Source organism: Myroides sp. LJL116 (assembly GCF_054871685.1).
Genome location: NZ_JBTXLR010000003.1, coordinates 177,862 through 192,535 on the forward strand (window position 1 = coordinate 177,862; position 14,674 = coordinate 192,535).

Consider the following 14,674-nt stretch of genomic DNA (forward strand, 5'->3'; position numbering starts at 1 on the left):
TCTGCTCGCTTTAAAGAATAGGTTTCACCTCTTTGTCATATAATCCTACGATTATGCAGTTCCCTTTATTATCAACTTTAAGGGCTGCATATTGGGCATTTTCGTATAAATCCGCCTTAGTTTCTTGAAAATAAAAGTAGTCTACTGGTAGTACTACTCTGTCCCATTTGTTTTTATTATACTTAATTAGGACTTGGCTTGGGGAAGATTTTTCTAAAAGAGCACTAGAATTAACCAGCTTTCCTCTCTTTAAAGAGTCTAGTTCTAAAACAAGGTAGCCCTCTTGTGGCAAATCTAGTTTTTCCATAGAAATCTCATTGTATAATGTATAGTACAAAGTCATATAATCTCCTTGCATTAAAGAGCGTGGATCCTGTGGTGCTAATTCTAAAAGTACTAATTCTCCTTTGTCAATGATAGACTGTTTTTGATTAACTACCCAAAAAAACACCCCTACAATTAAAAGTAAAGTACAAACAATAATGACTTTTCTTGTTTTACTTTTCATATCTGTTTGTTTTAAATTTTTTGAAAACGATATAACATCCTAACATCAGAACTCCACTAAGCATTAAAAGCATGCTTTTTTGAAGTAGTGTAATATCTAAATTATAGTAATACACCCCTAAATTCAATGCCATTGCAATAGAACAAAATATCCATTGCATCTTAAACTTAAGATTGTAACTACATAAAATAAACAAATAGCATATTGAAAAATTGTAGAACCCATAATGGTTTAACCCTAGAATTAACCCAGAAGTTAAAATAGCAAAATAGATGAAAAAACCAAGACTAAGGCCTTGTGTATAACTATATATTTTCTTTAACGATAGAAGATTAATTGCTATATAAAAACCAACTAAAAGGTAGTTTAACCAAGGAGCTATAGTAAATCCTATCCCCCAAGAGTCTACACTAATTACAAAACTACAAGCCAAGGCAAAATATAAACTTGTATTATAAAAGATGGAAAAGTATTCCTGCAAGTTACCTAGATACCTATAAATAGTTTGGGTATAAAAGCTAAGGGAAAAAACCACTGATACTAATAGCATTAAAAAGATTACCGCCAAAGAAGTATGGTGATGAAACATAATCAAGAAGAAAACAGCCAAGTAAAAGCTAAAAAGGGAAAAATACAATGCCATCCTTGATTTTACAAACACCCATGTTAATATAGATATTATAATAACAGGAAAACACCATATATCCAAATTAGAGGAAACTTCAAAGAACAACCAATAACTTACAACCCCGTATAAAAAGCCACCTAAGTAAAGCATAAAGGAATTCTGAGAAAAAAATCCTTTCCCTTGTAAACTTTCTACATACAAAGTCAAGGCAAAACACCCTATTGAAATAATCCCCAAAAACACAGCTATTGGCTGTACCTCTAATACTAAGACAGTTATAAACAATCCTAAAAACAAGAATCCAATAAGCCCTGCAATTGCATAAAACAATTGGCTTAAAATAGAATTATTTGCTGCTTTTCTAGTAGTATTACCCGTGTCAAGATTTTGATTTACTACATCCTCTTTGGACAAGTAAGATGCCTCCTTAGTCTGATTATTTTCCATTTTGCCACTTTGTTATACGATTAGAAATAATTTTATGGCTAAATACGGCCGCCAATATCCAGTATACCCCATAGATCAGATAGTTTAAATCACTTAAGTCAACTACTTTAACCACTATACAAAAAACAGTAATTAAGCCACCGATTACAAATAAACTATACTTTATGGTACTCTTATTTTTCAAAGAAGACATACATAAAAAGCAAAGCCATGCCAAACCAATTATAAGTTCCACAAAATCCCTAGGTCCATTACTAAAACCCTCTAAGATCACTGTATTTAGAGTATATAAAGCGTCTAAAGTAATAATAGCGCACAACAAATTATCTACATAAAAAGACATTGAATTTTTTAATGCTTTACTTTGCAAATAGTACAGGCCATAAAACAAAGAATTACTCAAACACATAATAGTACTACTATTTAGGGTATCTAACCATCCTATACCCCAACTTTGTTGATCGGCAAACAGATATAAAGAAACATTAGTCAAAATTCCCAATAGAACCCACTGCAGAGCAAAACCACTAAATAGCGTCCATGGTAAAATAGCTAAAGCCCACAGAGTGAAAAGCAAATAACTATCGGGTTGCAGATGGTAATACTGACCAAATACTGCAAAGAGTACCCCTATTAAAATACTACTACTTAAAAGGCTACAATCCTTCACTAAATCATTTAGTTTTGTAAATACATAAACATAGACTCCTGTGAATATAGCCAACAAAATAATGCCATATTTATAACCAATAGCAAGCTCTTGCCAGTTAAAACCAAAAAAGAAAACTACCCCTGAGCAAAAAAAGCCAACAAAGCTAACTAAAAGGAAATAATTAAAAAAAGCCTCCCAACGGTTATTATCTTGTAAAGTAGACCTCTGTAAAAAAGAGGCTGACTCTACACTAGGAATTTGGCTATGGTCTAGTTCACTAACAGGTGTACTTACTGTGTTTTTTGCTTCCATTTACTTGAATATTTATAGCGAATGTATTTAAAACAGAATTTTTACTAGCTATTTACTGTATAAACTATGGTTAAAACATCTAGATGGGTGCACCTAGATGTTTTAGGATCAATTAAAGCTCTTGTAGAATTTGAGCTGCGTGATCTTTGGTTTTTACCTTTGCGATTATATCAGTAATAATGCCATTTTGATCGATTACAAAAGTAGTACGGTGTATACCATCATAGGTTCTACCCATAAATTTCTTAGGTCCCCATACTCCAAAGGCGTTTAAAACATGGTGATCTTCATCTGCAATTAGATCAAAAGGCAGATTGTTTTTATCTATGAATTTTTGCTGTCTCTCGGCAGAGTCTGCACTTACTCCTAGAAGTGAATAGCCTTGTTTTTCCAATTGGCTATAATTGTCTCTTAAATTACAAACCTCCGCAGTACATCCTGGTGTACTAGCTTTTGGATAGAAAAACACCACCAATTTTTTTCCTTTATATTGGCTTAATTCTCTTACAACACCATTTTGATCTAAGGCTTTAAAATCAGGAGCCTTATCCCCTATTTGTAAAGTAGTCATTCTTTTAGATTTTTTGAATTAGTGTAAATATACTTTATTTTTATTGTCTTATTGCTTTGTTGCAGACTAAAAGAATGTTGTTTTGTTGTTATTTAGCATAAATAAGCTTAAAAATATTCCAGATAGAGAACTAACAATTTTGATTTAGTATTTTATTTTTTGTATATTGCTGTTATCGAGCTCTTAGGCTTGGATTGTAGTGAACCCTCACTATAGTATACATGTTTAATTTTAAATTCATACAATTATGGGAAAAGGAGATCTTAAAACAAGACGAGGTAAAATTATTAATAAAAGTTACGGAGTAAAGCGCCCAAGAAAACAAAAAACTTCTTAGGGCTAAGAGCATAAAGCTAGAAAAGGCTTCAAGATAATATTTATCTTGAAGCCTTTTTTAATTTATACAATGCTATTTTATGCACTCTTCTACTTAAGAGGAAGTATAAAGCAATTTCATCATCAAAGCATTGGCAAGTGAAAACAACTGTTCTTGCTCTGGTTCTGTATGTGCATTGGATAATATAACAACTCCTTTTTGAGCAATAGGATCAAAAACCATCATATTGACAAAGGAAGAAGATAGTCCCGTGTTGAAATAGATATAATTTTCATTGTAATAGGTCTGTTCTACCTTCCAAGCAATACTCGATAAAATAGAACTGGATATAATAGCAGTTGGTTTACGGCTAAAAGCTAAAGCAGCATTATTCTTATTGAATTGCTGGGCGATAAACTTACTTAAATCCCCTACCGTAGAGTAAAGACCAACACTTGGAATAAAAGCATCCTTTTCTTGTAAAGCTAGAAAAGCCCTATCATCTAGGTTACCTACTAGCTTTTTTTTCTTTTTGGGAACACCAACAAAGGTCTGGTTCATACCATAGGGAGTTAAAATAGACTCTTGAAGTAATTCACTATATTCTTTTTGATGGTAATTTTGTAATACCTGAGCGATGATAGCCCCATTTAAATAAGAATAAACTTTAGCGTTTGCCGTATCACTATGTACAAAATCTTTTAAATAACGCTCTAAATCCTCTTTTGAAAAACGCCCCACTTTATCTTTATCTTGGCTGTTTTGCTTAAAAATAGCATCAGGTAAAGCTGGTAGGCCTGTAATTTGATTACTTAAAGCAACAAGGTTTAATTCTAAATTGTCTTTAAAGGGAAAATCAAAATAATCATTTGCCATTTTTCCAAGACCTATATTTTTGCTTTGCATATCCTTTGCTAACAATGTATTTGTAAATACATCGCTTAGATTTAGAATTGGAAAAATCTCTGCATTATCCTCAGAAAAAACAAGTTGCCCTTTTTTATTAGTAAGTTGAAAACTCTTAATTTGATCCCCGTCAATTAGCCCAATGGCAACCTTTGTGTTTACACTCAAAGAATCTAGACTTTGTGAGACAATGCTAGACAGATCAGCTTGTAAAAAGTTTTGCTGTCCCTGCATACTTGGAAGGGTGAAAATTTGAAAGTAATCCACCTGCCCTTTTGTATTCTCTCTGAACCCAAATATAAAAGTGTCTCCTTCACTAAATTGTACTTCATACATTTTAGTAGGTGAATTATTCCATACAATAGAACTATAGCTTGTGATTTGTCCGAAAGTAGCCTGAAGATTTTCTATAAACTTCTCACTTTGAACTTGTGTTACATCTGCTTGTAAATCATCGGAGTAATCTTGATAAAATCCTGAAAAATCGCTTTGCTTAAAATAACTATAAAATTTTTCCATAGGATCTCCAGGCTTTTGCATTGAAAAACCAGCTTGTCCTATCAAAAGCCCTATACATAAGGCTAAAACTCTCCATTTACTCATTCTATATTGACTTAACTTTTTAATAAAAATATTACCTTTATAGCAATATACGTTCCTTTTTAACACAAAGGACCACAATATTTAAGAACAGCTGTCTTCTTAGTAAAAAAACAGTCGCTTAAACAAGGGCTCAATGCCAAGCACAAGGTAAGTAAATAGATTTTAATTACTATATATTTTGGGTATCTTCGCTTGAAAATAAACTTATAATGACAAAAGCACAAAAAGTTCAATTTGTAATCGAAACCTTAGAAGCCTTATATCCTGAAATACCTGTGCCTTTAGATCATAAAGATCCTTATACCCTACTTATAGCTGTGTTATTATCTGCTCAATGCACCGATGAGAGAGTAAATAAAATAACGCCTATTTTATTTGCTAAAGCAGATAATCCCTATGATATGGTAAAATTAAGTGTAGAGGAAATTCAAGACATCATACGTCCTTGTGGTCTTTCCCCAATGAAAAGTAAAGGCATACATGGTCTTTCTCAAATCCTAATTGACAAATACCAAGGAGAGGTTCCTTGTGATTTAGAAGCTCTGGAAACTTTTCCAGGTGTTGGACATAAAACTGCCTCTGTAGTAATGGCACAAGCCTTTGCAGTACCTGCCTTTCCAGTAGACACCCATATACATCGTTTGTTATACAGATGGAATTTATCCAATGGTAAAAGCGTAGAGCAAAGTGAAAAAGATGCCAAAAGACTATTCCCAGAGGATAAATGGATTGACCTACATTTACAAATGGTATGGTACGGTAGACAATACAGCCCGGCTAGAGCCTGGAATTTAGAGTTAGATATCATTACAAGCGTAATAGGCAGAAAAACGGTATTGAATGACTACTATAAAAAATTAGAAGCTAAAACAAAAAAGAAATAAAAAATATAAGCTCTAAATGAAGTTCATTTAGAGCTTATATAACTTCTGGGAGAAAATTAATTTTCTTCCGTCAGTGCATTTTTTGTGAAATTTTCTGCGTTTAATCCTAGTACTGTAAGGTTTTTGGAATAAATCAAAAGATTCTCAATAGTCTTTTTTCTTGGCAAAGAAAATTTTACATGGAGGTCTTTGTAGATGTTTTTCATGCAAGGATATTTAAGGTGTTTGCTTTATAACGCCACCTTGTATCCTTTTATTGCTCAGTTAATACAATGTTTTTATCTTGAATTAATTTTCTCAAGTTCAGTAAGGCATATCTCATACGACCTAGTGCAGTATTAATACTTACATCTGTTTGCTCAGCTATCTCTTTGAAACTTAAGTCTTGGTAGATGCGCATAAAAATAACCTGTTTTTGATCGTTAGGTAATTCTTGGATTAAGAATTGCAAATCTTTCTCAATTTGCTCTTTTATTAATCTACCTTCCATGGAATCCCCTGTATCCCTTAAGAAAGCAAATAGAGGCATTTCTGGAGAATCATTTAAAATGGTAGTACGTTTTTGTTTTCTGTAATGGTCCATTACCAAATTATGAGCAATGCGAATTACCCAAGGAAGAAATTTCCCTTCCTCATTATATCTTCCTCCCTTAAGAGTATGAATAACTTTGATAAAAGTATCTTGAAAAATGTCGTCAGCAAGATCTGCATCGGAAACCTTTGAAAAGATAAACCCATATATTTTTGCTTGATGTCTTTTGATCAAGATTTCTAACGCACTTTCTGCACCAGCTATATATAAACTAATAAGCTTGGCGTCTGGAGTATCAATATATCCCATAACAATTTCTTTTAAGAAGCAATATTTTTTGAACTAAAAGTAATTTTGTTGAATAGGCACTTGTATATTTAGGTTTATAAGGCAAATATAGGATTAATTGTTAAATAAAACAAAAATTATCAAAAAATCCCAACTACTCTTTTTTACTTGTAATTTTTACAAAATTACCTATACATCTTACCGCAAATCCCCAAAAACACTATCGTTTCATTATTTTAATATTTAAAAACTAACACAATCTCCATATAATTATGTTAAAAAACAAATTAATTTCCTTTTATTTGTTAAATAATTTTAACAAAGCAAACTACAAGGGGCTCTTTTAGTACTTTTACTACTAAAACAAGCCAATCTTATAGGCTTAAGCCTTAAAAGTATTGGCCCCTTAGTTATAAAACACAGAAAGAAAGCATTATCTTTGTTTATTCAACTTTTTTCATCGCTATGAACAAAATCGACTTATCCAAAATAGATCCAAAAAAAAATATTATCATAAAAGGAGCTCAATTACATAATTTAAAAAATTTAGATGTTGTAATTCCTAGAAACCAATTAATTGTAATAACAGGATTATCAGGTTCGGGTAAATCCTCCTTGGCTTTTGACACACTTTATGCAGAAGGACAAAGAAGGTATGTGGAGAGTTTATCTGCTTATGCTAGACAATTCTTAGGTCGTATTGATAAGCCTAAAGTAGAATATATCAAAGGAATTGCTCCAGCTATTGCCATTGAACAAAAAGTAAATACCACTAATGCGCGAAGTACTGTAGGAACTTCTACTGAAATCTATGATTATATTAAGCTTTTATTTGCACGTATAGGTCTTACTTATTCTCCAATTAGTGGACAATTAGTAAAGAAAGATACGGTAACTGATGTACTGGATTTTGTTGAAAAGCAACAAGAAGGGTCAAAATGGATGCTTTTAGCTCCTGTCCTTTTACAGGATGACCGCTCATTAGATCAACATTTAAACATTCTACTTCAACAAGGTTTTGCTCGTATATTAGTCAATAATAAAGCTCACCGTTTAGACCAATTCTTACAAGAAAACAGCCCTGAGCAAATTCAAGGCATCCCAAGTAAAGAAATATTCTTAGTTGTGGACAGATTGGTTATTTCAAAAGAGAAAGAATTTTATGATCGTTTAGGAGATAGTGTTCAAATTGCTTTTTTTGAAGGAAAGGGAAATTGTATACTACATGAGATTAGTAGTAATAAAACATTTGAATTCAGTAATAAATTTGAATTAGATGGCATTACCTTCTTAGAACCTAATGTACACCTTTTTAGTTTTAACAACCCTTATGGAGCATGTCCAAGTTGTGATGGCTATGGAAGTATTATTGGTATAGATCAAGAATTAGTTATCCCAAATACAGGTTTATCTGTCTATGAAAATGCTATTTTCCCTTGGAGAGGAGAGTCTTTAAGTAAATTCAAAGATCAACTTGTCAATACAGCTTATAAGTTTGATTTCCCTATTCATAAGCCAATTTTTGAGCTTAGCAAAGAGCAACAAGATTTACTTTGGGAAGGAAATTCTTACTTTACAGGTTTAAATGATTTTTTTGCAGAATTAGAGCAAAAAAACTATAAAATACAAAACCGCGTCTTACTGTCTCGATATAGAGGTAAGACCAAATGTCCTACTTGTAAAGGAAAACGACTTAGACAAGAGGCCAATTATGTCAAAATTGGGGGTAAAACAATAAGCGAGCTAGTGGATTTACCTATCAAGCACTTAAAAACATTTTTTGAGACCTTAACTTTAAACAGTTACGAAAAGCAAATAGCAAAACGATTACTAATTGAGATCAATAGCCGTTTGGAGTTTTTAACTAATGTTGGATTAGATTACTTAACTATCAATAGAAACTCTTCTACACTAAGTGGTGGAGAATCCCAACGTATTAATTTAGCCACTTCTTTAGGTAGTAGCCTAGTTGGATCTATGTATATATTGGACGAGCCAAGTATTGGACTTCACCCTAAGGATACTGAAAAGTTAATTGATGTGTTAAAGGAGTTAAAAGCCTTAGGAAACACTGTAATTGTGGTAGAGCATGACCAGGACATTATGAGTGAAGCAGATCAAATCATTGATATTGGTCCTGAAGCTGGTACACACGGTGGTGAACTAGTAGCACAAGGAACCTACCAAGAAATATTAGAGCAAGAATCCTTAACTGCCCAATATTTAAATGGAAAATTGTCCATAGAACTGCCTAAACACAGACGTAGTTATTCCCATAGTATTGAAGTAATCGGGGCTAGAGAAAACAACCTAAAAAATATTGATGTAACCTTTCCATTAGAATGTCTAACGGTTGTTACCGGTGTATCGGGTAGTGGTAAAAGTACGTTGGTTAAAAAGATATTGGTTCCTGCACTTCAGAAAAAATTAAGTGCAACTGGAGACAAACCTGGGCAATTCACTGAAATTAAAGGAGACTTTTCTGTAATAAAACAAGTGGAATATGTGGACCAAAATCCAATTGGTAGAAGCTCAAGAAGTAACCCTGTTACGTATATTAAAGCCTACGATGATATTAGAGACCTATATTCCAAACAACAGCTATCTAAGTTGCGTAATTACCAACCTAAGCACTTCTCTTTCAACGTAGATGGAGGTAGATGTGAAACTTGTAAAGGAGAAGGAAGCGTAACGGTTGAGATGCAGTTTATGGCAGATGTTCACCTACCATGTGAAACTTGTCAAGGAAAGCGCTTTAAAAAGGAAATTTTAGAAGTTAACTTTGAGTCTAAAAACATCGATGACATTTTACGAATGACCATCGATCAAGGTGTGGAGTTTTTCAAAAAACATGAACAAATTAAGATTGCTCAAAAACTTCAAGCCCTGCAAGATGTAGGATTAGGATATGTTCAATTAGGTCAGTCCTCTTCTACTTTAAGTGGTGGAGAAGCTCAAAGAATCAAATTAGCTTCCTTTTTACTAGCTGGTACTACCAGAGAAAAGATGCTTTTTGTATTTGATGAGCCAACAACTGGATTACATTTTCACGATATAAGTAAACTTTTAAAGTCTTTTAATGCTTTAATCGATAAAGGACACTCCATTGTAGTTATTGAGCATAATTTAGACCTTATTAAATGTGCTGACTATATTATTGACATTGGTCCAGAGGGTGGAGAAAACGGTGGAAATTTAGTAGGTTTCGGTACTCCTGAGCAGCTTGCACAAAACAAAGATTCGCAAACAGGAAAATACTTAAAAGAAAAATTAGTTTAAAATAGAAAAAGGGAACAAATTAATTTGTTCCCTTTTTTATTGTCTACACTTACTTTATTACTTCAAAGCTTATTTAAAACTTTACTTAAAGCCTGAGTCAATTTCTTTCTGCTATAATACTGTAGTCCCATAGCATGAGAATACAATTGGTTATTTTGGTATTTTTCAAAATAATCTAAAAGGATCTCCTTTATTTGGTCCTTTTCACTATACAAGGAAACTTTTCCTGTATTTGTAGAGAGGATAATATCAAAAAAATCAGACTCCTCTGGTCCAATAGCTAAAATAGGACGTTCACTTGCCATGTATTCAAAGATCTTACCAGGAATGATGCATTTAGTGTTCTCTGAGTCGATTTCTACTAAAAGAAGAACCTGGGAAGCCTTCATTTGCTTATAAGCTTGTAAATGGCTTAAATAGCCCATATAATTCATAGAGGTATCTAAACCAAACTCTTTAATGGTATCAAATATATCTTGGGATACTTTACCTATTAATTTCAATTCAAAGCTCTCTTTAAAGCTTGGGTTTTCTTTACACAATTCAGCAAGAGCCTTCCAAAGGACTCTAGGATTTCTGTCGGATAAAAAAGATCCCACATGCGCTAGAGTAAACTTTTTGTCTAATTCAACTTTTCCAGTGTGAATGGTATCATATCCATTGGTAATTACAGTTATAGGGCGTTTAGTTTTTTGAGAAAACTCCCTTTTTGTTCCTTGACTAGTAACCAAAATATGATCGGCATTCTCAAGGACTTTCCTTTCCAATTTAATATGCTTATGCTTGGCATACCACATCAATTTAAGATCTTTATGATAACCAATGGTGGTCCATGGATCTCTAAAGTCTGCAATCCACTTGATGTTAAGCTCTTGTTTTAGTGCCAGGCCGATTAGATGCATACTATGAGGAGGACCTGTTGTAATAACCTTAGTAATATCAGGGTTCTTTGACAGATATTCTTTCAAAAAATCAACAGAGGTATCCACCCATCCTATCCTTGCATCTGGAATAAAAAAGTTTCCTCTTATGGCCAATAAAAACTTATCTGTCTTGGTCTGTTTCCTAATACTTGGAATCATACCAGCACTAAGGGTACTACTTTGTGTAGGCCAAAATAATTTAGCCAATTTATAGGGTTCAGAAATTTTATTTTTGATTATAGTAACATCCTTTCCTAGATCTTGTTCCATATGGTTATCTACCATAGCATAAGTAGGATTCGAAGGAATATATACCACTGGATGATAATTAAAATCTGGCAAATACTTGACAAATTTTAACCATCGTTGTACTCCTGGGCCACCTGCTGGAGGCCAATAATAAGAAATAATTAAAACTTTTTGTTTCATTTATTTTTGTTGTTTTTTGGAATAAAGAATTGCTCCTATACTTAAAATCACCATTACAATAAAACTTACTAAAGCAATATAACTTCCAGTTTTAATGACTTGTGGCTCGAAAGTGAAAATGATTTCATGCTCTCCAGAAGGTATTTCCAAAGCTCTTAATACATAATTCACACTAAAAATCTCCACAGGCTTCCCATCCATAGTAGCTCTCCATCCATTAGGATAATACATTTCAGAGAAAACCCCTACTCCATTATTGGGATTGTTACTTTTATAAGTTAATTTATTAGGAGCATAATCCATTAACACGATATTACTTCCAATAGAATCTACCTTATAGGCATCCTGTAAAGTTAAATCTTTAAATGCAGAACGATCCACTGTAGCAGTTGTTTTGGTGTTTTGAGTATGTAAAGCTGCAATTTGAGCATTAGCATCTTGCACAAAATCAATATTTTCTACAAACCATGCATTGCCATTTGCCTGGTCATTTTGCATATGAACAAGTTGACGGTCTTCATTGCTTGCTAAAAGATACTTAACATTGAACATATTGAGTACTTGTATATTGTTACTCAATAAATTATTATCCATCAATTGTTGTATTCTTCGTGGTTTTGCAGCATGGTAACCATTGATCGCTTGATGAAAATAGCTACTTCTAGCACTATTCAAACCGGCATCAATCTCATATACTCTAAAAATACTTGGGTCACTTAGGATTTGCTTATCTGCAGCAGTTAACCCAAAAGGAGCACTCATTTGAGATTTGTTTACAAAATTATTCTCATTGACATACTTTTTATCAACTAATACTAAATCTAAAACCATTAAAGCTCCTAGAACTACCAGGGCAATAGTTTGTTTTAATTTACCTTTACTAAATAAGAATAACACCCCAAAAGTAGCCCCTATTAAAAATATACTTCTAAAAAGGTCTGCTTGGTACATTTGCTTTCTGTCTTGGGTGATAGCCCTAACTAAGCCAGGTCCTATTTCGCCATAAGCTTGCGTATAATAAGGATCATTTAAACCTGCAAAAGGCAAAGTAGATTGTGCAATAAATAAAAACACAAAAATACCTATAAAGATATAAGCACTATAAAGTAAGGCTTTGATTTGTTTTTCTTTAGAGACTGTAGTAAAACTATATAGTCCTAAAATAGCCAAAGCTGGCATACAAATTTCTAAAATAACTTGAATGGAAGATACTGCTCTGAACTTATTATATAAAGGCACCCAATTGATAAAGAAATCCGTTAAAAGGCTAAAGTTCTTACCCCAAGACAATAATAGAGAAAGTAAAGCTCCTATGATAAATACGTATTTAACTCGTCTTTTTTCTACAAAGCAAGCCAAAACAAATAGAAATGCCACCACAGCACCAATATAAGCCGGAGCAGCAACTATAGGCTGATCTCCCCAGTATGTAGGTACATTTTCAACAAATCCTGCAACTTCTTGGCTATTTGCTCCTATACCTTTTAAAAATTCACCAACATTAGAGTCTGTAGATAAAGATTCATTATTAGCTCCTCCTGTTAATCGAGGTACTAATAGGTTTAAACTCTCAAATATCCCATAACTATACTCGGTGATATAATCATAACTTAGAGAGGAACCAGAGGTAGCACTTTGAGCATCTACACTAGTTAATTCACTCTTTCCTCTTGTAGAGAACTTAGCATATTCGGCCGTTGCTAATAAGTTAGTAGCATTTGCGCCAATACTTAAAATAGCAGTAAGTGCTAAAATACCATAAACACTTAAAAGAGATTTATAGTTCTTTTCTTTGATATAAATAACAGTGTAGTAAATACAAACTACTAAGAGTAAAAGCAGTAAGTAATAGGTCATCTGAAAGTGATTGGCGCTAATTTCTAAAGCTGCTGCAAATCCTGTTAAGATACCTCCTACTATAAAGCGTTTTTGCCAAATGAGTAAAACCCCAGCAAGTACCATGGGCATATAAGCAATAGCATGTGCTTTGGCATTATGCCCTACTCCCAAGATGATAATCAGGTAAGTAGAAAAACCAAAGGCTAAAGCTCCAATAAATGCTCGTAAAGCACTTACTCTTAAACTAATAAGTAAAACATAAAATCCTATGAAGTATAAAAAAAGATAATCCGCTGGACGGGGTAAAAATCGTAGAGCACTATCTATATCTTTGATAAAATTGTAGGGATATTTAGCTCCCAATTGATAAGTAGGCATCCCACCAAAAGCGCTATTGGTCCAATAAGGCTCACTTTGATTATTGGCCCTAAACTCTATTTGCTCTTTGGCCATTCCAGTATACTGTACAATATCGGATTGGTAAATTACCTTCCCTTTTAAAACAGGAGAAAAATAACCCAAAGAAATAAAAACAAATCCCACTAAAACTAGTAGGTGGGGTAAAAACTTCTTATAACTGCTCATTTTATTTTTTAGCATTAAATTTTATAATAGGCTAAAATAAGTAATTATAATCAAGAGAGTAATTAGTATTGCGATTTTTTCCCACTAAAAAAGCGATTCCCCTTTTTTAAACAAAGAAATCTCCCTTTGTAGAGAACTTTATGGTACAAAAAAAAGGATTACAGCTCACTGTAACCCTTTTGTTGTTTTTTATTTAGTGTTATTTAGTATCAATTTCCTCAAATTCTATATACTCTCCAACTACTTTCTTACTCCTAAAAACCTCTTTGGTTTCATTAGTAGAGTTTTGGTTAGTTGTATTGCTTGAATAAGAATTATTTTGTTGATAGTATTGTTGTTGCTTTTGTTGAAAGTTCTCACCAGCCTTTTTTGCTACTTTAATTAATAGTAGTGGTAATAGATAACGCATAGCGAACTTAAAACCGTAGTACACTAAAACAATTATACACAGAGTTTTTATAAATCCTGTAAAAGATGCTGTATCCATATCGTTTGTTTTTTTTCAAAAATAGTAAATATTTTGTTTTTATCAGATAGTAAAATCTTAAAATATTGATAAAAACAAGAGTGTTCCACAGTATTTCCTAGCTTATTAACTTATTTAGCTTGCCACTGTAAAAAACCCCCATCTAGTTCGTATACTTTTGTAAACCCATTTTCTAGTAATTTTTCTCTGGCATTTGCGCTTCTTTTACCACTCTTACAAAAGATATATACCGCCTTATCTTTATCTAAGTTACTAATATTGTCTAAAAAGTCTTTTTGTAAGAAATCTATGTTTTGGGCCCCATCAATGCTTCCTTGCTGGAATTCTTCTGAAGTTCTCACATCTACCAATTGAATATCATTTTGCGCGATAGCATGTTGAAAATGAGCTTTATCTAATAAATGTTCCTCCTTTGGACTTTGGGCAAAACTAACTAATATGTTAAAATTAGCCAATACTATAGCAAGTAAAATTTGTTTCATTCT

General features: G+C 32.8%; 13 protein-coding genes. 3 read left to right on the forward strand and 10 right to left on the reverse strand.

What is annotated here, in order from left to right:
• Positions 1–10: 10 nt before the first annotated feature.
• The 4 genes from ACYSNM_RS04245 to bcp form a co-directional block, all read right to left on the reverse strand.
• Positions 11–508: a GDYXXLXY domain-containing protein gene (locus tag ACYSNM_RS04245; RefSeq protein ID WP_461755761.1), complete on the reverse strand. Its 498-nt coding sequence runs from the start codon at positions 506–508 to the stop codon at positions 11–13.
• Positions 498–1,583, reverse strand: coding sequence for a DUF4401 domain-containing protein (locus ACYSNM_RS04250; protein ID WP_461755762.1), 1,086 nt, complete (start codon positions 1,581–1,583; stop codon positions 498–500). The genes ACYSNM_RS04245 and ACYSNM_RS04250 overlap by 11 nt, the downstream gene beginning before the upstream one ends.
• Positions 1,573–2,547, reverse strand: coding sequence for a DUF2157 domain-containing protein (locus tag ACYSNM_RS04255; RefSeq protein ID WP_461755763.1), 975 nt, complete (start codon positions 2,545–2,547; stop codon positions 1,573–1,575). Before ACYSNM_RS04255 ends, ACYSNM_RS04250 begins: the two co-directional genes overlap by 11 nt.
• Positions 2,548–2,659: 112 nt before the next feature.
• Positions 2,660–3,118 (reverse strand): thioredoxin-dependent thiol peroxidase, encoded by a 459-nt coding sequence (gene bcp, locus ACYSNM_RS04260; RefSeq protein WP_461755764.1) that lies wholly within the window; start codon positions 3,116–3,118, stop codon positions 2,660–2,662.
• Positions 3,119–3,365: 247 nt separating this feature from the next.
• Here bcp and ACYSNM_RS04265 point away from each other — a divergent pair, with 247 nt between their 5' ends.
• The gene (locus tag ACYSNM_RS04265; protein WP_461753884.1) at positions 3,366–3,455 is read left to right on the forward strand and encodes a 30S ribosomal protein THX; all 90 of its coding nucleotides are present in this window, start codon (positions 3,366–3,368) and stop codon (positions 3,453–3,455) included.
• Positions 3,456–3,548: 93 nt separating this feature from the next.
• Here the strand turns inward: ACYSNM_RS04265 and ACYSNM_RS04270 are convergent, their stop codons facing one another.
• Positions 3,549–4,943, reverse strand: a complete 1,395-nt coding sequence (locus tag ACYSNM_RS04270) for a serine hydrolase (protein ID WP_461755765.1) — start codon at positions 4,941–4,943, stop codon at positions 3,549–3,551.
• Positions 4,944–5,152: 209 nt separating this feature from the next.
• Between ACYSNM_RS04270 and ACYSNM_RS04275 the strand changes: the two genes are divergently transcribed.
• A complete protein-coding gene (locus tag ACYSNM_RS04275; protein ID WP_461755766.1) occupies positions 5,153–5,827 on the forward strand; it encodes an endonuclease III domain-containing protein in 675 nt (224 codons plus the stop codon).
• Between the two features lie 253 nt (positions 5,828–6,080).
• On the opposite strand, the gene ACYSNM_RS04280 is transcribed toward ACYSNM_RS04275, so the two are convergent.
• Positions 6,081–6,668: an RNA polymerase sigma factor gene (locus ACYSNM_RS04280; RefSeq protein WP_461755767.1), complete on the reverse strand. Its 588-nt coding sequence runs from the start codon at positions 6,666–6,668 to the stop codon at positions 6,081–6,083.
• A 444-nt stretch (positions 6,669–7,112) separates the two neighbouring features.
• Here ACYSNM_RS04280 and uvrA point away from each other — a divergent pair, with 444 nt between their 5' ends.
• Entirely contained in the window at positions 7,113–9,926 is a 2,814-nt protein-coding gene (uvrA, locus tag ACYSNM_RS04285; RefSeq protein WP_461755768.1) for an excinuclease ABC subunit UvrA, read from the forward strand.
• Positions 9,927–9,988: 62 nt separating this feature from the next.
• Here uvrA and ACYSNM_RS04290 read toward each other — a convergent pair whose 3' ends face one another.
• The 4 genes from ACYSNM_RS04290 to ACYSNM_RS04305 all read right to left on the reverse strand — a co-directional run bounded on the left by ACYSNM_RS04290 (position 9,989) and on the right by ACYSNM_RS04305 (position 14,671).
• Positions 9,989–11,278, reverse strand: a complete 1,290-nt coding sequence (locus ACYSNM_RS04290) for a glycosyltransferase family 4 protein (RefSeq protein ID WP_461755769.1) — start codon at positions 11,276–11,278, stop codon at positions 9,989–9,991.
• Positions 11,279–13,702 carry a YfhO family protein gene (locus ACYSNM_RS04295; RefSeq protein ID WP_461755770.1) on the reverse strand — a complete coding sequence of 808 codons (2,424 nt, stop codon included), beginning with the start codon at positions 13,700–13,702 and terminating at the stop codon, positions 11,279–11,281.
• 199 nt (positions 13,703–13,901) lie between these two features.
• On the reverse strand, positions 13,902–14,189 hold the full coding sequence (locus ACYSNM_RS04300) for a DUF4834 family protein (RefSeq protein ID WP_461755771.1): 288 nt from the start codon (positions 14,187–14,189) through the stop codon (positions 13,902–13,904).
• 110 nt (positions 14,190–14,299) lie between these two features.
• Complete coding sequence (locus ACYSNM_RS04305; protein WP_461755772.1) at positions 14,300–14,671, reverse strand: rhodanese-like domain-containing protein; 372 nt, start codon at positions 14,669–14,671, stop codon at positions 14,300–14,302.
• Positions 14,672–14,674: the final 3 nt, after the last annotated feature.

Excerpts from the sequence above, each read along its gene's own strand:
- ACYSNM_RS04270 (WP_461755765.1), bottom strand. The coding sequence starts at position 4,943 with ATGAGTAAATGGAGAGTTTTAGCCTTATGTATAGGGCTTTTGATAGGA.
- uvrA (WP_461755768.1), top strand. The coding sequence starts at position 7,113 with ATGAACAAAATCGACTTATCCAAAATAGATCCAAAAAAAAATATTATC.
- ACYSNM_RS04295 (WP_461755770.1), bottom strand. The coding sequence starts at position 13,702 with ATGAGCAGTTATAAGAAGTTTTTACCCCACCTACTAGTTTTAGTGGGA.
- ACYSNM_RS04280 (WP_461755767.1), bottom strand. The coding sequence starts at position 6,668 with ATGGGATATATTGATACTCCAGACGCCAAGCTTATTAGTTTATATATA.
- ACYSNM_RS04255 (WP_461755763.1), bottom strand. The coding sequence starts at position 2,547 with ATGGAAGCAAAAAACACAGTAAGTACACCTGTTAGTGAACTAGACCAT.
- bcp (WP_461755764.1), bottom strand. The coding sequence starts at position 3,118 with ATGACTACTTTACAAATAGGGGATAAGGCTCCTGATTTTAAAGCCTTA.
- ACYSNM_RS04290 (WP_461755769.1), bottom strand. The coding sequence starts at position 11,278 with ATGAAACAAAAAGTTTTAATTATTTCTTATTATTGGCCTCCAGCAGGT.
- ACYSNM_RS04265 (WP_461753884.1), top strand. The coding sequence starts at position 3,366 with ATGGGAAAAGGAGATCTTAAAACAAGACGAGGTAAAATTATTAATAAA.
- ACYSNM_RS04245 (WP_461755761.1), bottom strand. The coding sequence starts at position 508 with ATGAAAAGTAAAACAAGAAAAGTCATTATTGTTTGTACTTTACTTTTA.
- ACYSNM_RS04250 (WP_461755762.1), bottom strand. The coding sequence starts at position 1,583 with ATGGAAAATAATCAGACTAAGGAGGCATCTTACTTGTCCAAAGAGGAT.
- ACYSNM_RS04275 (WP_461755766.1), top strand. The coding sequence starts at position 5,153 with ATGACAAAAGCACAAAAAGTTCAATTTGTAATCGAAACCTTAGAAGCC.
- ACYSNM_RS04305 (WP_461755772.1), bottom strand. The coding sequence starts at position 14,671 with ATGAAACAAATTTTACTTGCTATAGTATTGGCTAATTTTAACATATTA.
- ACYSNM_RS04300 (WP_461755771.1), bottom strand. The coding sequence starts at position 14,189 with ATGGATACAGCATCTTTTACAGGATTTATAAAAACTCTGTGTATAATT.